Here is a 20,723-nt window from a genome sequence, read left to right as displayed (position 1 = left end):
CTTTAACAATATAATACTTTTCATTTTTTTCGTCAAACTACAAGAATCTTCAGAATTTTGAATATGATAAAATACTCTTAAGACACTATTATAAACGGATGTGAGGAGAAATACAATGTTTGTTCAAGCCACGCTACACCAATTAAAATTTGGGATTGATTCTACAATACAGATGTTAGAACAATTTACTTACGATGAATTACAACATCGCCCTATCAAAAACAAGCGATCCCTCTTTGAAATTTATACACATTTATCTCTTATTTGTTATGCCGATCTTCTTATTTTAAATGAAGCATCAAAAGAAGAACTAAATAAATTTTACTCACAACATACACCTCATACACTTGCAGAAGTTCAACAGACAATGAAAGAAGGTTTTCAACTTCTTGCTAAAACATTTCAAGCATACTCCATAGCAGAGCTTGAAGAAATCACACATTCCTACTGGGGCGTTTCTTATTCTCGTTTTGAATGGTTACTTGAAATTGTTGCTCATTTTTATCATCATCGCGGACAGCTACATACTTTATTGACAGAACATGTGAAAGACCCATTAATTCCTTTATTCGAATGAAAACAAACTGCATTTGCATTTCAACAAAAAACAGCAGCCAATCAGGTTCATACAAGTAGCTGCTGTTGATAAAGTGAAACTTCCATCAGTGTTTTTTTCATCCCCCACCTATCTTCTTCGCTTCTCTCTCAATCTTGAGCTCGTTAATGCGGGATAAAGTACAACTATCATTTGTCTTCAGGAAATAGAAAAGGAACGGTTTTCCGTCCCTTTCTATTGCTCTTATTTCTCATTAATAATTCACTTTCTCCGCATCCCAATAATACCTGCTAAACGCTTCTGCTAGTACATCAATAGAGTTATACAATTCTTCTAGCGTATTATCAACACCACCAACTTCTACAAGTAGAGCATTGGAAGATAAATCTTGATTATATGTACCATCTCCTTTACTTTTGTCCTTTTTGAAAATTCCTCGGCTGAGTCCATAATAATGTCTATCCAAATATGAATTAATTTCGTTTGCGATTTTCATATTTTCTTCTCGTCCTTCATTTTCCATCCCGATAATGAAATAAAGTCTTGCGTATGACTTTCCATTAATCACTTTTGTTGTAACATTCTTACGCTGATCATCTCGGTGAATATCAATCGGAAATACAATTTGCTTATTTTGAGCTAACGCTTCTTTTACATATCCATGTGATGCTTTATAAGCCTGATACCACTTCATCTTTTTCTGCGCTAATAAGTCTCCCATATTTGTCTTGTCATGTACAGCCGGAATTCCTTGTCCTTCTAATTGCTGTTTTAATCTCGTACCAAGGAGTGAAACATTTACATCTGGACTTGATGCTTCATCTGGAATTTTTGCTCCAGGTAATAACGGTAAAAACGATTCCCAACTATGCGTATGATAAATAAATACGGCATTTTTTCCCTCTATAGCATTTCCTTTCTTTTGAACAGGATTATTCTTTTCTGCTTCCTGAACTTTTTCTTTAGCCACTTCGCGCTCTTTCGTAATTTCTTCTATCGGTACACTTGATTCATTTGGTATATTTGTATAATCGGTTCCTTCTCCAGCTACAAGAATGTCAGAATAATAATTTGCCATTCCTGGGATTTCTTTTCCCATAAATGTTCGAATATCTTGCAAACGCATATCTGTTGTTAATGAAAATAATAACGCTCCTACTGATTCTCGTTTCTTTGTTTGAAAATATTCAAAAGAAAAGTAATGATTTTCCATTTCAACCATTTGCATAAATCCTTGTATGGAAATTTTTCCAAACCATTGACTCACATAATATGATTTCATTGTATGTAACATCGTTGTGACCAAAGATGCAGCAACTAAAATAAAAAATGCATAAGAACACAGCAAAATAATAATCTTCTTCCCATGCGACTGAGAATGTATAAAATACTTTTTCATGGTACCACCCTTTCTATACATGGGTATGTACAAGCTTTATACAATATACATTCTGATTACACTACTATGTCCTGCACGTTTTGAAGCTTGAATATATACACCTACTATTTAATTCGTATATATATTTTCAGCTTCATTTTATATATCTACTCCTCACATCTTCAACTTCAAATATATCTTCAAAAAAAAGAGAAATGGCAACCATTTCTCCTCCTCGTTTCTATTGTTCTTTTTTCGTATCTATAGAAGGCAGCTGTTTCTCTTTAAACAGCTCTCCAATTGCTCCTAAACTTCCTAATGTTTCAACGGCATTTGATGGAAGGAACACTTTGTTTGCTGGTCCTTTTGCAATCTCAGTTAATGATTCAAATGACTGGTATGCAAGAATACGCTCATCAAGTCCTGCTTGACGCAGCATTTGAATACGTTTTTGTTCTGCTTTCGCAATTTCTTCAATTGCTTTTGCTTCCCCTTGCGCTTCTAGTTCTTTCGCTTGTCGTAAACCTTCCGCCTCTCGAATACGCGCTTCTTTATCACCTTCAGCCATTAGGATTTTACTTTGTTTCTCCCCTTCCGCGCGAAGTACTTTATCCTGTTTTGCTGCTTCTGCTTCGAGAATAATTGCACGTTTATTTCGTTCTGCCTTCATTTGTTTTTCCATCGCTACTTGTATGTCTTTAGGTGGAATAATATCTACAACTTCAACACGTTCAATACGAACGCCCCATTTTTCTGTCGCCTCATCAAGTGCTAAACGAATTTCTGTTGAAATTTTTTCACGACCAGATAACGTTTCATCAAGCTCCATTTTCCCGATGATTTGCCGCATTGTTGCAGATGTAACATTACGAACCCCAAATTCATAATTTGAAATACCATATGTCGCCAGCTCTGGGTCAACAATTTGATAGAAAATAATCGTATCAATCTCAACTTGTACGTTATCTTTTGTAATTACTGTTTGTGGTGGTACATTTGTTTGTTGGATACGTAAATCATGATAAAGACGTACACGATCAATAACCGGGATAAGCATATTTAAACCCGGGTGCATCACACGCTGGAATTTACCTAAGCGCTCTATAACACCTACTTTTTGCTGCGGAATAATTTTAATTGTTAATACGATAAATACAATAACAATCAATGCTAAAATAATTGATAATATTAAACCAACCATTATAGTTCACACTCCCTTTTCACATGCACAACTGTGCTGCTCCTCTTTACAACAATAACGCTTTCTCCATCTAAAATTGGTTCATCTGAAACAGCAGTCCACATATCTCCATCTATTTTCACAATGCCATTCGCTTCATTTGTAATCGTTTGCACTATTATACCTTTTTTACCAACAAGTTGATCAACTGCATCTGTATACCCTTTTGCCTCCCGAAAATTCTTGGAAATACGTTTTGTAAAGATTGTCAAAACAAGACTGACAATAGATGCTATTACAACTTGAAGTAGCAAAGAATTTGATACAAATAGCGCAATTAGACCTCCGACCACTGCACCTATTCCAAGCCATAATAAGTAAAATGTAACAGTCAGCATCTCTGCAATAAATAAAAGTCCGGCAATGACAAACCAAATCACCCATCCTGCCATGTGCAACCCTCGCTTCCATTCTATTTTTTATATGTATATGAGAGAAAGAAAACTTTATCCCGCTATTCGCGGGCAGTAAGACCCCCACCTCAAGATTGAGGGAAGTGAAGAAGATAGGTGGGGGATAACCGCTCGTAAAAGCCCGATTGGTGAGAGCTTTCCATCAGTGGGGGGATGAAGCCCCTCCGCTGATGGAAGTTTCACTTTATCACGTTGTATCGAATAACCACTAAAAAGCTGAGGCGCCCATTCACAAATAATAGAATCTTACTATTACTAGAAAGTATGTAGTATCACATCTATTAGATGAAGAATATACTAAAACGATATATTAATATATTCTTTACTACACATGACAAATCCTCTCAAAAAATGACAAAAAATATTTTTTCACAAATGAGATCATGAATTGAACTACCCCCACCTACCGCTTCGCGCTTGAGGTGGGGGTCTTCTCGCCAGATATGATAAATAACTTAGATAAGAAACCATTACATTATCTAAGCAAACATTTCCTACGTATTTAGCTAATTTAGTCATATATACATCTCACTGTTGTTTACACTATGATGTTTACCACTTACGTATACGTAACAGTGAGAAAGCGATGTTTCTTAAATAGAAACATCGCTTTCTTGTTTACGCATATACTTTTTTCTTATATAACATCGTCATTCCACCATTCTCTCCTCCATCATCATTACTTTATTTTGCTACTTGTGAGCAGTAAAACTCCCACCTCAAGATTTTGAGAAAACAAAGAAGATAAGTGCACGATGGAGAAAAACCCCACTGATAGAAAGTTCACTTTATAACTTCTTCTAAAGTGAACTGATTTTCATATAAATACGTCGCGTATGGATTTCCAACATAACGCACATGCCACGGTTCATACGTATATCCTGTTATCGCTTCTTTTTCTTTTTCATAACGGATAATAAAACCAAATTTATGGGCATTTTCAGCAAGCCATTTTCCTTCCTTCGTGTCTCCAAATAAAGGTTCTAATTGAAAATTTGCAGATTGTGATGTAATGTCGATCGCTAACCCTGTTTGATGTTCACTTGTACCAGGTACTGCACTAGACATCGCTGTTTTTGCTTCCCCATCTTGTTTTTTATACATCGTATTCAATGCTTTTTGCCGTTCAAATGAACGAAATGCAGAAACAGCAAATAAAGAGATTTTTTCACTATTCGCTTGTTGAAACATGCGTTCTAATGCTGTAGCAGCTTCTTTACGCATTTTCTTTTTTTCATTATCGCCTTCATATAGAAAACGAACTTTTGGTATTACCAAATCTTGCGGTTCATACAAATCTGGCAAACGCCTTTTCTTATTCACAAGGACAAGAGTTGAATCTGGATTGTTAACAACCGCAAGCCCGCCTTCAATTTTTGCAATTGTTTCTTGTACCTTTGGAAAAACAACGTTTCCTTGCGCTTCTATCGATTGTTTTTCCTTATGCTCTATATATTGCAGCATTGCAATCACTCCAATGACAATCGCTACACTAAACAACATCCATTTTCTCTTCATATAACATCCTTTTATTCTAATAATTTTTCTATACAATACTCATCAACTTCCGTTACACTCAATAACAGTTAATTCTAAACATCACATACCATATATTTTTCCCCATTCTCTCATCCGTTTAAACCGTTCGCTCCAACTTATTTCAAAATTTCAGAGATACGTTTGCTTCTTATACTGCAATTTACCTACTCATTACGGTTACATTGTTTACATAATAAAATTATTTACAAGAGCCATTTTATAAAGTGAAACTTCCATCAGTGGGGGTTTTTTCATCCCCCACCTATCTTCTTTGCTTTTCTCTCAATCTTAAGGTGGGGGGCTTACTGCCCGTTAATGCGGGATAAATGAACATTCGCTACTATTTTTCTAAATCCCTTTTCCTTTTTCATAAGATAAAGAGACAAATTTCGATACAAAACAAAGAGCGTAAGCAACGTTTGCTTACGCTTAACCATTCACTTTCTCCGCTTTCCAATAGTACTCACTAAACGCTTCTGCAAGCGCATCAATACTACGATTGAGTTCTTCTTCCGAATTATCAACACCGCCTACTTCAATTAGAATCGCTTGACCGGATAAGTCTTGATTATATACCCCATTTCCTGAACTAAAACCTTTTTGAACTACTCCTCGGCTCAATCCAGGATACTTTTCGTTTAATGATTCATGCAGCGCTGTTGCCAATTGTAAGTTTTTTGCATAATTTTTATTTCCTTTCCCAATAACAAATGCCAACTTTGCATATGATTTATCACCAATCTGTTTCGTCGTTACACCTTTCCTTGCACTATCTCTATGCAAATCAAAAAAATATTGAAGCTGTCTATCGCTGGCCATAGCTTCTTGAACAATCTCACGAGACATTTTATAAGAGCTATTACTGTTTAACCCTTTACTAATTAGTTTTTTTCCCACGTCCGTTGTATCATTTACTGCTCCAATCCCATGACTTTCAAATTGCTCACGAAGTCTGTTTCCAAACAAAGAAATATTTGTTGTTGCACTGGTGGCTTTATTTGGATCCGGGTCATTCGTTAAATTTAATAATGGCAAATATGACTCCCAACTATGTGTATGATAAATAAATACTACTTGCCGATTTCCCGTCGTTTGTGCTGGCTTCGGTTTCTCTTTATTTGAATCTGTTTTTTGAAGATTTCCTTGTTCTCCTGTCCTCTCTTTTACAAGCTCTTCTAGAGGTACGCTCGATTCAATAGGCAAATTTGTATAGTTTGTTCCTTCTCCAGCAATCACAATTTCCGTGTCATATTTTGAAAAACCTGGAAGTTCTGTTCCAATTAAACTACGAACGTCATCAAAGCGAATATTTGTCATTGCAGATAAAAGAAAAGAAGAGATAGAAAAATCTGCATTTAAATGACGATATTCTTGTGTAAAGTAACGATTTTCTGAACCAAGCACATACATATATCCATTCATAGAAAGGTCATTTAACCATTTATATAAATACGTTGATTTTGTTTCTTTTAATGATGTTACGATCATACTAACAAACAAAAAAGCAGCCATTATTCCTATTAAAAATAGAAAAATAAATTTTGTAAGACTTGTCCGTTTCACATAAAAATAGCTTCGACTCATTAGATCACCCTCTCCCTATAAACATATGTACAAGCTATAGAGAATAGACCAAATGCAATTTGGCAATATTGGCATTGAGGTGAAAAGAATTGAAACTGATGATTGGATTATTTCCTATTATATTATCTTGTTTATTTGTTTTACTTGCGGTACATCCACGTATTCGCATTTGGTTAGATATATTTGCGTATGTTTGTTTATATGGATTTGGAACCATTATTGCATTTACTGTATACGATGTATTACTTCAGCAGACTGTTTTTATGACAACCATTCATCGTATATTATTAAACCCTTTATTTCTTCTTACTGGTGCGTATATCGGTATATATTTTTTATATCTAATACTGTATAAACTCATTTCAAGCATAAGAAATTAAAGGAAGGTGCTATGATGAAAAATTATATACGTTGCTATAAATGTAAAAAGTGCATTTATCGTAAGCGTGATCTCGTTACAGTTGCTTTGTTTTTTCAAATCCTCACTTATCATGGTTGCTGTTTTGAGCAAGAATTACACGAACTACGCTTTCCTTTGTCCAAATTCCTTCCCTTAAACACACTGTTTGGCAAATTTCTTTCTTCTTACACACTTTGTATTGGTTTCATTTTACTTCTGACAGACCCTTCTGTATTTTGGCTTAGTATGCTTTGCTTTCTTCCAATCTTTTACCGTTTCTTTTCTTATTGGTACATTGAACGTTACTTCTAAAGAAAATGATTGGACTGTCCTTTTGAGATACTTAAACATAGCCATTTTTTTCTCATGCTTTTAGCTAATCGCTGTTCCATTAGGAACCTCCATATCTGGTTCCAATAAAATAACATCGCCCTTTTCAGGAACGCCGCCAAGTACAAGTACTTCAGATTTAAATCCAGCCACTCGTTTTGGAGGAAAATTAACAACTGCAACAACTTGTTTTCCAATAAGTTCTTCCGGCGTATATCGTTTCGTGATTTGCGCGCTTGACTGTTTCATTCCAAGTTCCCCAAAATCAATCTCTAGCTTAATAGCGGGTACTCGAGCTTCAGGAAATACTTCTGCTCGATAAATCGTCCCAATACGAATATCTAATTTCATAAAATCTTCAAAAGTAGCCATTTTTATATTCCTCCTTGCCATTTATCCCGCATTAACGGGCAGTAAAACCCCCACCTCAAGATTCAGAGAGAAGCAAAGAAGATGGGTGGGGGATAACTGCCCGTAAAAGCCCGATTGGTGAGAGCTTTCCGTCAGTGGTGGATGAAGAACCCCCCACTGACGGAAGTTTCACTTTATATTCATATTAGACAGTTACTTTTATTTCCCTTCAAAAAAGAAAGGTGCCTATGCACCTTTCTTTTTTACTTCCTGCACTTCTTTCGAACTAGATAAGAAAAATCCATCTCCTATTTTCAGAGATGGATTTTCCTCTTACTCTACAATTTCCACTTCACGTGAATTTTTCATTTCTTCTACATGTATAACGCGGAATCCATGATCTTCTAAATCTTTTAAAAGCGGCTGTAGTTCTTCTACCGCAAATCCTTCTCCTAATGTAAACATAATTCTACGTACATATAGTGCGTTGTTATCAAATGTCATTAGACTTTGAATTCCACTATATTTTTTCAGTACAGTTGATAGTTTTTGAATAGCACCATTATAATCTTGTGTTCCAACCATAACTGAATACATACTAGAATGAAGTCCCCATGCATCTTCTAGTAACTCAAATACTTTTTTATGTGTTAAAATACCAAGAAAAAATCCATTGTCATTCACAACAGCAATATATGGTAACTCTTTAATTGTAAAGAACACTTTAAAGAATGAAGAATCTTCTTTTACATACCCATCTTTATTGCGCAATAACTCTTTCACATTATCATCTAAAGAACCTTTATATTCTAAAATATCTACTTTATAAATATTCCCTAAAAATGTTTCTTCTTTTTTATCTAGAACTGGAACACAGCGATATCCGGTTCTATTTAAATGATCTAGCGCTTCTTGCAACGTATATGTATCCTTACAAAACAACACTTCTTTTTTTGAAACATAGTTTCCTTTTACCCTCATAAAAATCCCCCTTGTGTTAAAATATTTTCTGTGTCATAAATATATAATATTTTCAGAAAAAAATAAATATTATATTTATTTTTTCTGATTTCATTCATCATCTGTCATCATTTCTTCATAAATCTTTCATTTTTTCAACAAATATGGAAGAAGATATCATATGAAAATTTCCTTTCCTATCGAAAACAGATTGTATCTTTCAAAAAGAAACGTTAAAATAATAGTAATAATTTTCAGAATTTTATAAAAGTAGGTGAAATATATAGTGTCTTCTATTATCACTTATGTGTATCGTTGTCTTTTGGGCTTTATAACTATTATTCTTATTAGTCCAATTCCTGCTGCTCTTCTAAACGACAAACAATCCTATTTTGAAGTACTATATACAATGATTAATCATTTTGTGCATTTTCGTTCTATCTCTATTCCGATGACAGATTGGATTCATGAATCATTCTTTTTTTCTTCTTATCAACCACACGACATATCAAAATCATTTAATTCACATGAAAATTCAATCCCATTGTTCCCATACATATGGAAATTATATTTTTTATCTATGATGCGATTCTTACTTTCACTTACTGTCGGTTTTCTCCTTAGTCTTAGAATTGGTCGATTTTTTATTAAGTTATCTCCTAAAAATAGAAAACGTTTTTCATTTTTACGCTGGATTCCATTTTCATTTGGCACTGTCCTACTACAATGTATCATCATCACTCTTTTTCTCTTCACAGCATCGTACATATCTTTTCCATACTTTTCTTCTCTTTTAATCATTTGTAGTACATCCATGATTCTTATCATCCAAGCCATCAAAACATGGATTCCTTTCTTATATACAGTACAAGAAACAACACATGCGCATGATTCAGCTTTTTTTAGTAATACACTATTCGCTTCGCTGCTTGCAAGCCATAAATCTATCGTTAGTTCCATATTAATTTCCTTTATATATATGGAGTGCATTTTTCATGTAAATGGGTTATTTCAATTTATTGTACAGTATTGTGTTAGTTCACCAACACTTGTTGCAATAGGCCTTTTATTACTGTACATCCCATACATGCTGATTTCTCTCTTACAAATATTATGGAAAAGAAATCGCCATATTGCGCGTATCCATACACTATCACGCACAACAATAAAGTGAAACTTCTATCAGTGGGGGTCCCCTACTGATGGAAAGCTCTCACCAATCGGGCGCATGCCAGAAGTTATCCACCACCTATCTTCTTTACTTTCTCTAAATCTTGAGGTGGGAATCTTACTGCCCAAAAGTAGCGGGATAAAAATTTCTACTAATCATATTCTTACGACCATTTTTTCATAAAATTTCACATTCCCCGCCTCCTTTCTTTGACTATCCCTTCCTTTTCCATATATTATTAAAGTAAAACTTTTATCAGGAGGTGACATCTTTATTCTAAATTTAGAATAAAGAATATCCTTGGACATACTTAAACTTTTTTTCATCGCTTTACTCATTCTTATTTCCGGCTTTTTCGTAGCATCAGAGTTTGCTGTTGTTAAAGTACGCAAAAGTCGAATTGACCAACTTGCCAATGAAGGAAATAGACAAGCAATCCTAGCAAGAAAAGTTGTTTCCAATTTAGATGTATACCTATCTGCTTGTCAGCTAGGTATTACCATTACTTCATTAGGACTCGGTTGGCTTGGTGAACCTACTGTGGAGCGCTTATTGGAGCCGCTTTTTGAAAAAATGAATATAACAGGTTCAATGGAACATACATTATCAGTTATTATAGCTTTTAGCGTCATTACATTCTTTCACGTGGTACTAGGTGAACTGGTTCCAAAATCCTTTGCCATTCAAAAAGCTGAACAAATTACTTTAATGTTTGCAAGACCTTTAATTATATTCGATAAAATAATGTATCCTTTTATCTGGTTATTAAATAGCACAGCTCTATTTTTCACGAAACTATTTGGATTACAACCGATAAAAGAGAATGAACTTTCTCACTCCGAAGAAGAGCTGCGCCTTATTTTAAGCGAGAGCTATAAGAGCGGGGAAATTAATCAATCTGAATATAAATATGTAAACAATATTTTTGAATTTGATGATCGAGTTGCAAAAGAGATTATGGTTCCACGTACTGAAATGATCTGTTTATCAACTGAAAATTCATTAGCGGAAAATATGGAAATTATCTCTAACGAAAAATATACGCGTTATCCTATTATCGGAAAAGATAAAGATGATGTTGTCGGTATGATTAATACAAAAGAAATCTTTCATGATCAAACAAAAGGGATCTGTAAGCCGCTAGAGTCATACATACATCCTGTTTTAACAGTATTCGAAACTGTACCAATTAAAAAGGCACTCATTCATCTACAAAAAAATCGTGTCCAGTTAGCAATTATTATGGATGAATATGGTGGAACTGCAGGTCTTCTTACAATGGAAGATATTATTGAAGAAATTATTGGGGAAATTCAAGATGAATTCGATATAGATGAAACACCAATGATTGAGAAACGCAATCCAACATTAACGTTACTTGACGGAAAAGTGCTTATTTCTGATGTAAATGATATGTTTGGCCTTCATATCGATGATAGTGATTTAGATACAATCGGAGGCTGGTTCTTGTCACAAACAATTGACGTAAATATTGAGCCAGGCCATACTATTCAATATGAAAATTATCAGTTCAAAGCATTAGAATTAGATGGCCATCAAATAAAAAAAATCGCCGTTAGTAAAATAGATACACAAAAAGGAGTTACGCTGTGAATACCTTTTTAACTATATGTATTATTGCTTGTTTCATTATATCGTTCATTGCGTTTATTTATCCGATTATTCCAGGTATACTCGCTTTATGGGCTGGGTTTTGTATTTATCAATTTGGCATTAACGACTTAGAATTAACAAAATCATTTTGGCTTATTCAAATTGTATTTACAATTATATTTTTCATTGCTGATTTTGTTACGAATAGCTATTTCTTAAAAAAGTACGGAAGTACAAAATGGAGCGAACGTATCGGTATGGTTTCTATTATTGTTGGATCGTTCTTTTTCCCGCCATTTGGGCTAATTATTATCCCGTTTCTTTCCGTTTTCGTAACAGAATTAATGCATAAAAAAGCACCACAAGAAGCCTTTATGGTTGGAGTTGCAACAGTTATCGGATTTTTAAGCAGCACAATAGCTAAAGCGATTTTACAAATCATTATGATTATTATATTTGTATGCTATATTATTTTTTAGCCATCCTTATGATAAGGATGGCTTTTTTAATAGGCAATGCCCACTCGTTTTTTATAATGAATATCATGATAAAGTAATTGATAAGCAAAATGGGCTGTATCTCCAACTGTGATCTTCATACCATCTAGCGGTAACACATCTTCTTCAGTTCGATAAATAGCTGTTTCTTCTCCATCTATTAAGTGTGTTGGACAGACAATCGTCCATTGTAATTTGCTATTCTCTAAAGCCAAATAAGCCGCTACATGGTCTTCCGCTGCTGCCGTTGTCTTTCGACGTGATTCACTGGATTGGAAGCGATATAATTGCGGATTCAAACGTGCCTGTAAAATCCCAGCCGTTCCAATTGTTATAATTCTCATAATCCCTTCCTCGTTCATAGCATGTATAATATTTGGTAGGCTTTTTGATAACGTTCTATTTCCATCGGTACCTAGTGCACTAATTACAACATCTGCTCCCTTTACACACGCTCTCACATCTTCTTCATTCCATACATTTCCTTCTATTATACGAAAATTTTCATGTTGTACTTGTAGCTTTTCTTTATTTCTCACAAGCGCTGTCACTATATGATTATCCTGTAATGCAAATTTTAAAATTTTGAGTCCAACTCGACCCGTTGCTCCAAATAAACATATATTCATACTAACTCACACCCTTTCACTCCTCTCTATTGTTTCTGAAAAAGCAAAAATATACAACAAAAAAGCCTTCTCATTGATCGAGAAAGCTTCTATCATCATATAACACTTATTTCTTTTCGCTAGAGCTAGAGGAACTATCTTTTGAATCTTTCGAATCGTTATCTTTTACTTCTCCACTCGTTTCTTTATCCTTGCTCGTATCTCCTTGTTGCGTCGTCTCTTCCTCTTTCTTTTCCTCATCTTTACTACAACCTACCACAAATAAAGAGCTAGCAAGTGCAACAGCAGTTAACGATTTAACCCATTTATTCATTTGCTTATCCCCCTTTTGATAGAATATGTACATTTTCATATTACTTTTCTTTTTTGAAGGAAATATTAGGAATTAGTAAAGAGATGGTAAATGATTGTAAATTTTTCGAATACTATGATTAATCTATTTTAATTTCTTTCTCATTTCGTTTATACTAAAAAAAATTCAGGAAGAAAGGCTGATTGAAATGGAACTTGGATTACAAGGAAAAACAGCGCTTGTTGTTGCATCGAGTCAAGGACTAGGAAAAGCAATTGCTACTCAACTTGTCACAGAAGGCACAAATGTAATGTTATTGAGCCGTAACGAAGAAAAACTACAAAAAATTCAAAAGGAACTCACTCAATTGAATAACGGAAACGTTGCTTATACTGTTTGTGACATAACAAATACTGAACATATTAAGCAAGCCGTGGAACGAACCACTCAAACATTCGGAACAATCGATATTTTAATAAACAATGCCGGAGGCCCAACGCCAGGTACATTTGAACAATTATCAGACGAATATTGGTATCATTCTTTTGAATTAAATTTATTAAGCTACGTTCGAATGATTCGAGAAGTACTTCCACACATGAAAAAGAACGGTGGAAAAATTATTAATATCGCTTCTTCTTCTATAAAAGAGCCGATTCCAGGTCTACTTCTATCTAACACATTCCGTGTAGGTATTACAGGCTTAACAAAAACACTCGCTTCTGAATTTGCACCGTATAACATTTTAATTAATACGATTGCACCAGGACGAATTGCTACTGAACGCGTTGCTTCTCTTGATACTTTGGCTGCTCAGAAACATGGTATTTCAGTAGAGGAAGTGCAAAAAGAATCCAAAGCAACCATTCCACTCGGAAGATACGGGCAACCTTCAGAGTTTGCGACATTTGCCACATTCCTTGTATCCGATGCAAACACCTATATGACGGGTCAATCCTTTTTAGTAGATGGTGGCATGGTAAAAGGATTATAAAGAATTTAAATATCAAAGATTTACTTCCTGTTACATATTGGATGGAAAATAACAAAAAGACAGCGGTATCGCTGTCTTTTTCATCCATATTTTTCTTCATCCATCATTGCTTGTATGCTATACTCTTTTTTCATAACATATTGCCACACGCTGTATGCGTTTCGATTCATTTTCAAAAAACAACTTTCTAAAAAAGAACGAAATTCTGGATTTGCCACTTGGATTGCCACCTGTGCATACCCAAGTGCCAACCGCTTCAAATGTGAAATATACGAAAAGGCAATTTCTATATCATCTTTTTGTCCACTATAGTTAGTATGCACTGTTTCAATTGATGATGAAACTGGATACTTGCCAATAACATGCTGTACATTTTCACCTTCTTGAAAATTAATCTGTTCATTATACGCTTGTAATAAGTAAGGTAAATGTTGCTGTAACAATTCTTTTAATTCATTATCACGTACTTCTCTCATATATTCACCAATTACACATATCACTTCATAGCTATAACTCATGAGCTCTTCAATATAATTCATCCAATATTTCCTCCTCTCTACTGATATGTATGCTATAAATAGAATGACAGAACCTTCGACACTCTTGCCAAAAACTTATCCCACATACTCATTTTTTCAAAGTCTTTCTCCGAAAATTGCTTTGCTTGCTGGAAATCCGTTTGCAAACGACGTTGTATTTCACCAATAATTTTTCCTTCATAAATAAAACAATTTGATTCTGCATTTATATAAAAACTGCGGTTATCAAAATTCGCGGTTCCGACGTCTGCAAACTTATCATCAATAAGAGTCACTTTCCCATGAAAGAAACCGTCTCGATATTGATATATTTCTGCTCCAGAACGCAGTAACTTTTCCAAATAAGGATAAGCTGCCTGCTTTAATAGCAAAGCATCACTTTTAAAAGGGACAAGAATTTGTAATCGTACTCCCCTCTGCAATGCATTTTGTAACCCCGTCATCATTTCTTTACTGGGCACAAAGTAAGGAGTGGCAATCACAATTGATGTTTTCGCACTTTGTATCATCTCTTTATAGTGTGCCCATAAACCTTTTCCATCTGTAAATACATATCGATACTTGTTATTCCCTTGTATAGGCGTTATCTCATGTGAGGATAACTCTTTCCCAGTATCCAATTCCCAGTCTTTTGCAAACTGTCTTTTCATATCCTGTGCACCTGAACCAGTAATACGAACATGGTAATCACGCCATTTTCCAAAACGAGGATCCTCCCCAAGGTATTCATGCCCTATATTAAATCCCCCTACATATGATATACTCCCATCTACTACCACAATGCGGCGATGATTGCGATTATGAAGTGTGTAAAAGAAATTTTTAAAACGAGGCTTTTTACTAAACGTAAACTGTACACCACTATTTTCTAATTCTTGTATCGTTTTCTTCTTTATTTTATATCCCCCAATGCGATCCACAGATAATTTCACTTCAACGCCTGAAGCTGCTTTTTGCTTTAATAATTGTAAAAATTTATTGCTTATCTTATCTTTACCTACAATATAAAAATGAAGATAAATATACTGTTTCGCCTGATTAATATCAGCAAAAAGATCTCGATAAAAATCATTTCCATCTACATAAAGCTTAAAATCACCATAACGAATCTGTGATATTGGATTTTCTTTTACTCTGTTTCTGCCTACTTTTACATCTACATGCATCCATATCACCATAATTCCTATACAAAAAAGGAGGAACAGAAGTTTTCTCATCGAGAATCCTTTCCTTTCAAATTATCATTTTTATATGTTTCCCCCTCACTATTTCCCTATACAATAAAAAACATCATTTACATGACATATATCCCTGTCAAATCATTCCGAAAGTGCATATTGTATTCTGTAACCTAAAACAAAAGGAGGAAAAAACAATGGGCTTTGGAGTTCACGGCGGTGGGTTTGCGTTAGTTGTTGTATTATTTATCCTCTTAATTATTGTTGGTGCTGCTTGTTTTTGCTAACTAGCTATCCACTTCATACAACTTTTATGTAGACAAAAAAACTATGAAAAAGAACATCTAATGATTAGATGTTCTTTTTCTGTTTATAATGATAATGTGACACTTTAATCAGTGGAGATTTTCTGTATCCTCCACCTAATCTTTGCTTCTAGCATAACTTTGAGGTGAGCTATTACTGCTCGTTAATGCGGGATTAATTTTATAAAGCTTTCATCTATAAAAAAGAAGCCGATTTTATGAATCGGCTCCTCGGTATACATATTGGTCTTTTGGAGGTTCTACTGTGTGCCAATTTGTAACTTCTAATACAGGTATATTTGCGTGAAACGGTTGATAAAACTCTGTTGAAATTTTCCCTTCAACTTCAACCCAATCATCATTCTTCCACTGAGCATCTTCTGGTTTCTTGACCAGCATCCCATACACACCTGAATCAGCAACACAGTGAATAATTCCAAAGCGGAATACAAAATACTGTTCTTTTTTAGAAGAATCATCACGGAATACAAACCCCTTAAAAGAAAGGGTCTTACCCGTGAATTCGCCAGGGTAGTTATATATTATTTCCATCCCTTTCAAAAAGTTTGTATCGTTTAAAACAATTTTATCTTTTGTTACGAAGTCCTTCTTTTCTTTTTCCATGAGTTCCCGATAACCTTCTTGTGCATAGTAAATGCTCGTATCAGGTTTTAAAAACTGTCGATTCATAAACGGGTCTGTATTTCCTGGCTCCGCAACGGGGAAATGAAACCCTTTTGCTTTTACGATATCAGAATCTAATGTTGCAATCGGAAGAAAGAGCCCCGTAATAATCGGAAAACAAAATACTGTATACGTAAGAAGACGTTTCCACCATGTATTTTCATCTTTTGAATGATCATGACCACAATGACTTTCATTGCAACCACATTCATGATCATGGTCATGTTCATGATTATGGTCATGTTTACCATGCTCTTTTTGAAATACGATAATCATTTGAATTACAGTTAAAAAACCTAAAATAATCGCTGCTGTTGTTGATAAATATGAATATTTCATATTTATATATTTCGTGATATTACCAGAAATATGAAGTTGTGCCAATAAAATTGTAAATCCAAGTAAAATATAAGCTCGAAACATTGATTATCCCCCCATCGCATAAATGAGTAGTGAGCTTGCGTAAACAACAACTGTAATTAAAGCAATCAAAACAATAACAAAACGTGTTTTAAAAGTTGCAAACATCATAATCATATTTTTAATATCCACCATTGGTCCGTATACAAGAAAGGCGACTAGAGCTGGTGTTGCAAATGTACTTTGGAATGAAGATGCAATAAACGCATCCGCTTCTGAACATAAGGATAAAATAAAAGCAAGCCCCATCATAACAGCAGATGAAGAAAACGGTCCTTGTCCAATCTCAAGCAGTGTAGAAGTCTTTACAAAAGTTTGTACGCTTGCCGCAATAAGTGCGCCGATAATTAAAAATTTCCCCATTGAGAAAAACTCTTCAACAGCATGTGTACATACGTCCCAAAATTTTTGACGAAATGGTCGATTATGATCTACCACTGGAAAATTAGTATTCCGTAGTTGATGACCTTTAAACGTAAACGATAATATAAGACTGACAATAACAGCTACAACAATAGCTACAATAGCACGATACCACACCATATGCATACTACTACCGAATGCTACATATGTCGCAAATAAAACGATAGGATTAATAATCGGTCCAGTCAGCATGAAGGCAATACCAGCATAAGGTGGTACTCCCTTTCCGATAAGGCGTCGAACGATTGGAACAATTCCACATTCACAACCCGGAAACAACATCCCTAGAAAAACAGCTAATAATATTGATAGAAAACGATTCTTCGGCATCCATTTTGCTATCATATCTTCTGTCACAAACATTTGAATGAATCCTGAAATGAATACACCAATTAATACAAATGGCAGTGCTTCAATTAAAATTGAAATAAAAATCGTATTCATTTGCAGGAACGCTTTTGGTAAATGAAACATTTCCATGATGCACATCCTCCATCTTTTCAGTAACAATAAGTAATTGTAACTGGAATCCGTAAATTGAACAAGTAATTATAAACATTAATCCAAATGGTATATTATACAATTTCCATTTCTTGGAGTAATGAATAACAGTGTTCAAAAGTGTTAGTTTCTCAATACCTTACAGCAAAAAAGCTGTTTTGGAGATGCTCCAAAACAGCTGAATTTCATGTTAAAAATAACGTTTCTTCCAAAAAACAAATGCCATTACGCAAGATAATATTGCAGATATAATCATAGCCATTAAAAAGCCATGAGGATTTCCACTTAAAGGAACCGGAACGTTCATTCCAAAAAAACTGGAAACCATTGTTGGCACTGATAATATGATTGTCATAGAAGTTAAAAACTTCATAACACTGTTTAAATTATTGGAAATGACAGAACTAAATGTATTCATCATACCACTTAAAATATGGCTATATATTTCGGCCATCTCAATTGCCTGCTTATTTTCAATTAATACATCTTCAAGTAAATCTTGATCATCTTCATACATTTTCAAAAATGTATTATTTCGCATCAATTTTTGAATCACAATCTTATTTGCCTTTAAAGATGTCGTAAAGTACACTAAGCTTTTTTCAAGTCCTAATAAAGTAAAAATCTCTTTATTTTTCATCGATTTATTGAGCTCATGCTCTAAATCCGTTGTTTTTCGATTAATCTGTTTTAAATAACGTAAATAATAAGTAGAAATCGTATATAAGAGCTGCAGTGCAAAACGCGTCTTTTTAAAAGTATAAAATTCTTTAATACGCTGATTAATAAAACGTTCAAAAATCGGATTTTCTTCCAAACAAATTGTAACAAAACATTCCGGCATGACAATCATACCAATCGGAATCGTATCATACATTGAATTTCCTTCTTCGTCATGTCTAACTGTTGGAATATCGACGATAATTAAAGCATTATCATCTTCTTTTTCAATACGTGAACGTTCTTCATCATCCAAAGGGTCTTTAATGAAGTCCAATTCTACGTTTAATGTTTGAACTAAAAATTGAATTTCTTCCTCTGTTGGATGAAGCACATTAATCCAACAGCCTTTTTGAATTTCCTCGATTTCTTGTAGTTTTCCGTTTCGGTCTGTTAAATAAATATTTAACATACTATCACCCCGATTCTTTTTACCTGTAGGAACCAACCTCACTTTGAAATAACAGTCTATTTTAAACCGCCATTTTCAGCATATGAAACAAACGAGAAGATTTCAATAGAAAATTCTTTTGAAAACGCTTTTCTTCATAAATTATTAAAATAGAAAAAGACAGAGCGCTCTCTGTCTTTTATAGACATTATGTTGCCTTTATAACATATTTGGAAAGTATCCACAAGTTAAATAAAACAGAAAAAGTATAACCAGCATACGTCGCAATAATAAAGCTAATATAGTCAAATTGCTGAAGCAATACAACATTTAACACAATTTTTATACCTACTCCTATAAGCAAACCAAACACCGTTTTTCGCTGTTGATTAATTCCTTGTAGCATGGCCGCTGTTACAGAAAAAAGTGAAAATAGTATACAGGCCGGGGCGTAATAGCGTAAAATCACACTTCCTATTGCGGGATCATTCCCCATTCCAAATAGTAATGTATATACTGGCTCAGCTAAAAACATCATTCCTAACGATGCTGGAATCGTAATGAATACCACAAGCAAATTTGTCCTTGTAAAATGTTTATATAATAACTGTTCATTTTTTGCTACATACGCCTTTGTCATTTCAGGGACGAGCGACATGCTAAAAGCTGTAGCAACAGAAACTGGAATTAACACAACCATTTGTACAAGCCCAATAATAGCATTCATTTTTTCTGCTTCCCGTTGTAAGTATCCCATCTGCATTAATAACTTATTAATTGTAAATGTATCAATTGTTTGGTACAAAGGAATTGCAAGACCTACAACAACAAATGGAATGGAGTATGTAAATAATTCTTTATAGAGTGTAAAAAATGATTTTTTTGTTTGCGGAACACTTACGCTTTCTTTTTTCTTTAAATACCGTCTTCTCTTTATGTAATATGCAATTAAGATTCCAAGCCCTGCTACTGCTCCTACAAAAGCACCAAGCGTAGCAACTCCAACTGCTAATGAAGTTGATCCTTTATATATATGAAGCACCGTAAAACTCCCGATTAAAATCGTTAACACTCGAAAAAATTGCTCCACAACAACACTTGAAGCAGATGGTCCCATCGATTGAAACCCTTGAAAAAAGCCGCGTAATAAGCTCATCGAAGGTACAATTAACAAAGCAAAGCTTACAATTTGAATATTATATGTAACGGTTGTCACACTATTGCCCGTTTGATCTCCGCTATCAACAACAATCTTTGCCAGCTGAGGAGCTAAACAATATAACAATAAAAACGATATAACTCCCATAAAAGCCATAAAAATAAGCCCGCTTTTTAATACTCGTTTTACCGTGTAATAATCGTCTAATTCATTATATTTAGACACCATTTTTGACACAGCTAAAGGAAGTCCCATTGTGGCGATACTAAGCATGATTGTATAAGGACGATAAGCATATGTATACAATACATATCCACCTGTTCCAACCATCGCTGTAAAAGGAATAACGTATATAAACCCAAGCATTTTCGAAATCATCGTTGCCATTGTTAAAAAGAATGTTCCGCGTAAAAACGGTGATCCTTTCATGAAATTCCTCCGCTATACTGTTTTAC

22 protein-coding genes are annotated in these 20,723 nt (G+C 34.3%); 6 read left to right on the top strand and 16 right to left on the bottom strand.

The genetic code is table 11. The annotated features are described in order from the left end of the window. Positions 1-115: 115 nt before the first annotated feature. Complete coding sequence (locus tag NKR74_RS09390) at positions 116-577, top strand: DinB family protein (RefSeq protein ID WP_098310854.1); 462 nt, start codon at positions 116-118, stop codon at positions 575-577. 232 nt (positions 578-809) lie between these two features. Here the strand turns inward: NKR74_RS09390 and spoIIP (NKR74_RS09385) are convergent, their stop codons facing one another. The 5 genes from spoIIP (NKR74_RS09385) to spoIIP (NKR74_RS09365) all read right to left on the bottom strand — a co-directional run bounded on the left by spoIIP (NKR74_RS09385) (position 810) and on the right by spoIIP (NKR74_RS09365) (position 6,710). Continuing rightward, on the bottom strand, positions 810-1,955 hold the full coding sequence (spoIIP, locus tag NKR74_RS09385; RefSeq protein WP_253629344.1) for a stage II sporulation protein P: 1,146 nt from the start codon (positions 1,953-1,955) through the stop codon (positions 810-812). Positions 1,956-2,175: 220 nt separating this feature from the next. Continuing rightward, positions 2,176-3,135, bottom strand: coding sequence for an SPFH domain-containing protein (locus NKR74_RS09380; protein ID WP_253629343.1), 960 nt, complete (start codon positions 3,133-3,135; stop codon positions 2,176-2,178). After that, entirely contained in the window at positions 3,135-3,566 is a 432-nt protein-coding gene (locus NKR74_RS09375) for an NfeD family protein (protein ID WP_253629342.1), read from the bottom strand. Before NKR74_RS09375 ends, NKR74_RS09380 begins: the two co-directional genes overlap by 1 nt. A gap of 804 nt (positions 3,567-4,370) precedes the next feature. Beyond that, complete coding sequence (locus tag NKR74_RS09370; RefSeq protein WP_098310858.1) at positions 4,371-5,105, bottom strand: M15 family metallopeptidase; 735 nt, start codon at positions 5,103-5,105, stop codon at positions 4,371-4,373. Between the two features lie 450 nt (positions 5,106-5,555). After that, positions 5,556-6,710: a stage II sporulation protein P gene (gene spoIIP, locus NKR74_RS09365; protein ID WP_253629341.1), complete on the bottom strand. Its 1,155-nt coding sequence runs from the start codon at positions 6,708-6,710 to the stop codon at positions 5,556-5,558. Positions 6,711-6,799: 89 nt separating this feature from the next. On the opposite strand from spoIIP (NKR74_RS09365), the gene NKR74_RS09360 reads away from it, so the two are divergent. Then, positions 6,800-7,090 carry a hypothetical protein gene (locus NKR74_RS09360; RefSeq protein ID WP_098310860.1) on the top strand — a complete coding sequence of 97 codons (291 nt, stop codon included), beginning with the start codon at positions 6,800-6,802 and terminating at the stop codon, positions 7,088-7,090. A gap of 392 nt (positions 7,091-7,482) precedes the next feature. On the opposite strand, the gene csaA is transcribed toward NKR74_RS09360, so the two are convergent. From csaA to NKR74_RS09345, 3 genes are all read right to left on the bottom strand, one after another. Then, positions 7,483-7,812 carry a chaperone CsaA gene (csaA, locus tag NKR74_RS09355; protein ID WP_253629340.1) on the bottom strand — a complete coding sequence of 110 codons (330 nt, stop codon included), beginning with the start codon at positions 7,810-7,812 and terminating at the stop codon, positions 7,483-7,485. Positions 7,813-8,124: 312 nt separating this feature from the next. Then, entirely contained in the window at positions 8,125-8,772 is a 648-nt protein-coding gene (gene cbpA, locus NKR74_RS09350) for a cyclic di-AMP binding protein CbpA (RefSeq protein ID WP_253629339.1), read from the bottom strand. A 471-nt stretch (positions 8,773-9,243) separates the two neighbouring features. Continuing rightward, a complete protein-coding gene (locus NKR74_RS09345; protein ID WP_253629338.1) occupies positions 9,244-9,711 on the bottom strand; it encodes a hypothetical protein in 468 nt (155 codons plus the stop codon). Positions 9,712-10,222: 511 nt separating this feature from the next. Between NKR74_RS09345 and NKR74_RS09340 the strand changes: the two genes are divergently transcribed. Together NKR74_RS09340 and NKR74_RS09335 are read left to right on the top strand one after the other, a co-directional pair. Beyond that, on the top strand, positions 10,223-11,536 hold the full coding sequence (locus tag NKR74_RS09340; RefSeq protein WP_098310488.1) for a hemolysin family protein: 1,314 nt from the start codon (positions 10,223-10,225) through the stop codon (positions 11,534-11,536). Beyond that, the gene (locus tag NKR74_RS09335; RefSeq protein WP_098310487.1) at positions 11,533-12,015 is read left to right on the top strand and encodes a DUF456 domain-containing protein; all 483 of its coding nucleotides are present in this window, start codon (positions 11,533-11,535) and stop codon (positions 12,013-12,015) included. Before NKR74_RS09340 ends, NKR74_RS09335 begins: the two co-directional genes overlap by 4 nt. Positions 12,016-12,041: 26 nt before the next feature. Here NKR74_RS09335 and NKR74_RS09330 read toward each other — a convergent pair whose 3' ends face one another. Together NKR74_RS09330 and NKR74_RS09325 are read right to left on the bottom strand one after the other, a co-directional pair. Continuing rightward, positions 12,042-12,662, bottom strand: coding sequence for an NAD(P)-dependent oxidoreductase (locus NKR74_RS09330; RefSeq protein ID WP_098310486.1), 621 nt, complete (start codon positions 12,660-12,662; stop codon positions 12,042-12,044). Between the two features lie 106 nt (positions 12,663-12,768). After that, positions 12,769-12,975: a hypothetical protein gene (locus NKR74_RS09325; RefSeq protein ID WP_098310485.1), complete on the bottom strand. Its 207-nt coding sequence runs from the start codon at positions 12,973-12,975 to the stop codon at positions 12,769-12,771. 187 nt (positions 12,976-13,162) lie between these two features. On the opposite strand from NKR74_RS09325, the gene NKR74_RS09320 reads away from it, so the two are divergent. Then, positions 13,163-13,948 (top strand): SDR family oxidoreductase, encoded by a 786-nt coding sequence (locus NKR74_RS09320; RefSeq protein WP_253629337.1) that lies wholly within the window; start codon positions 13,163-13,165, stop codon positions 13,946-13,948. A gap of 80 nt (positions 13,949-14,028) precedes the next feature. On the opposite strand, the gene NKR74_RS09315 is transcribed toward NKR74_RS09320, so the two are convergent. Next, on the bottom strand, positions 14,029-14,487 hold the full coding sequence (locus NKR74_RS09315) for a spore coat protein (RefSeq protein ID WP_098310483.1): 459 nt from the start codon (positions 14,485-14,487) through the stop codon (positions 14,029-14,031). Positions 14,488-14,519: 32 nt separating this feature from the next. After that, positions 14,520-15,704 (bottom strand): cardiolipin synthase, encoded by a 1,185-nt coding sequence (cls, locus tag NKR74_RS09310; RefSeq protein ID WP_253629336.1) that lies wholly within the window; start codon positions 15,702-15,704, stop codon positions 14,520-14,522. Positions 15,705-15,862: 158 nt separating this feature from the next. Here cls and NKR74_RS09305 point away from each other — a divergent pair, with 158 nt between their 5' ends. Beyond that, on the top strand, positions 15,863-15,952 hold the full coding sequence (locus NKR74_RS09305; protein WP_098310481.1) for a YjcZ family sporulation protein: 90 nt from the start codon (positions 15,863-15,865) through the stop codon (positions 15,950-15,952). Between the two features lie 234 nt (positions 15,953-16,186). On the opposite strand, the gene NKR74_RS09300 is transcribed toward NKR74_RS09305, so the two are convergent. From NKR74_RS09300 to NKR74_RS09285, 4 genes are all read right to left on the bottom strand, one after another. Then, on the bottom strand, positions 16,187-17,077 hold the full coding sequence (locus tag NKR74_RS09300) for a TIGR03943 family putative permease subunit (RefSeq protein WP_253629335.1): 891 nt from the start codon (positions 17,075-17,077) through the stop codon (positions 16,187-16,189). Between the two features lie 3 nt (positions 17,078-17,080). Further along, positions 17,081-17,977 (bottom strand): permease, encoded by an 897-nt coding sequence (locus NKR74_RS09295; RefSeq protein ID WP_098310479.1) that lies wholly within the window; start codon positions 17,975-17,977, stop codon positions 17,081-17,083. A 211-nt stretch (positions 17,978-18,188) separates the two neighbouring features. Then, entirely contained in the window at positions 18,189-19,130 is a 942-nt protein-coding gene (locus NKR74_RS09290) for a magnesium transporter CorA family protein (RefSeq protein WP_098310478.1), read from the bottom strand. A gap of 187 nt (positions 19,131-19,317) precedes the next feature. After that, positions 19,318-20,697, bottom strand: coding sequence for a putative polysaccharide biosynthesis protein (locus tag NKR74_RS09285; protein ID WP_253629334.1), 1,380 nt, complete (start codon positions 20,695-20,697; stop codon positions 19,318-19,320). Positions 20,698-20,723 lie beyond the last annotated feature (26 nt).

The organism is Bacillus sp. 3103sda1, assembly GCF_024159135.1.
GTDB classification, from domain to species: domain Bacteria; phylum Bacillota; class Bacilli; order Bacillales; family Bacillaceae_G; genus Bacillus_A; species Bacillus_A rhizoplanae.
This window is presented reverse-complemented; position numbering and strand designations above follow the sequence as displayed.

Coding starts and splice junctions, on each gene's coding strand:
- NKR74_RS09320 (WP_253629337.1), top strand. CDS start 13,163: ATGGAACTTGGATTACAAGGAAAAACAGCGCTTGTTGTTGCATCGAGT.
- cbpA (WP_253629339.1), bottom strand. CDS start 8,772: ATGAGGGTAAAAGGAAACTATGTTTCAAAAAAAGAAGTGTTGTTTTGT.
- NKR74_RS09295 (WP_098310479.1), bottom strand. CDS start 17,977: ATGGAAATGTTTCATTTACCAAAAGCGTTCCTGCAAATGAATACGATT.
- NKR74_RS09370 (WP_098310858.1), bottom strand. CDS start 5,105: ATGAAGAGAAAATGGATGTTGTTTAGTGTAGCGATTGTCATTGGAGTG.
- NKR74_RS09390 (WP_098310854.1), top strand. CDS start 116: ATGTTTGTTCAAGCCACGCTACACCAATTAAAATTTGGGATTGATTCT.
- NKR74_RS09345 (WP_253629338.1), bottom strand. CDS start 9,711: ATGGAACTAACGATAGATTTATGGCTTGCAAGCAGCGAAGCGAATAGT.
- NKR74_RS09315 (WP_098310483.1), bottom strand. CDS start 14,487: ATGAATTATATTGAAGAGCTCATGAGTTATAGCTATGAAGTGATATGT.
- csaA (WP_253629340.1), bottom strand. CDS start 7,812: ATGGCTACTTTTGAAGATTTTATGAAATTAGATATTCGTATTGGGACG.
- NKR74_RS09380 (WP_253629343.1), bottom strand. CDS start 3,135: ATGGTTGGTTTAATATTATCAATTATTTTAGCATTGATTGTTATTGTA.
- spoIIP (WP_253629341.1), bottom strand. CDS start 6,710: ATGAGTCGAAGCTATTTTTATGTGAAACGGACAAGTCTTACAAAATTT.
- NKR74_RS09325 (WP_098310485.1), bottom strand. CDS start 12,975: ATGAATAAATGGGTTAAATCGTTAACTGCTGTTGCACTTGCTAGCTCT.
- NKR74_RS09305 (WP_098310481.1), top strand. CDS start 15,863: ATGGGCTTTGGAGTTCACGGCGGTGGGTTTGCGTTAGTTGTTGTATTA.
- NKR74_RS09290 (WP_098310478.1), bottom strand. CDS start 19,130: ATGTTAAATATTTATTTAACAGACCGAAACGGAAAACTACAAGAAATC.
- NKR74_RS09375 (WP_253629342.1), bottom strand. CDS start 3,566: ATGGCAGGATGGGTGATTTGGTTTGTCATTGCCGGACTTTTATTTATT.
- cls (WP_253629336.1), bottom strand. CDS start 15,704: ATGAGAAAACTTCTGTTCCTCCTTTTTTGTATAGGAATTATGGTGATA.
- NKR74_RS09300 (WP_253629335.1), bottom strand. CDS start 17,077: ATGTTTCGAGCTTATATTTTACTTGGATTTACAATTTTATTGGCACAA.
- spoIIP (WP_253629344.1), bottom strand. CDS start 1,955: ATGAAAAAGTATTTTATACATTCTCAGTCGCATGGGAAGAAGATTATT.
- NKR74_RS09330 (WP_098310486.1), bottom strand. CDS start 12,662: ATGAATATATGTTTATTTGGAGCAACGGGTCGAGTTGGACTCAAAATT.
- NKR74_RS09285 (WP_253629334.1), bottom strand. CDS start 20,697: ATGAAAGGATCACCGTTTTTACGCGGAACATTCTTTTTAACAATGGCA.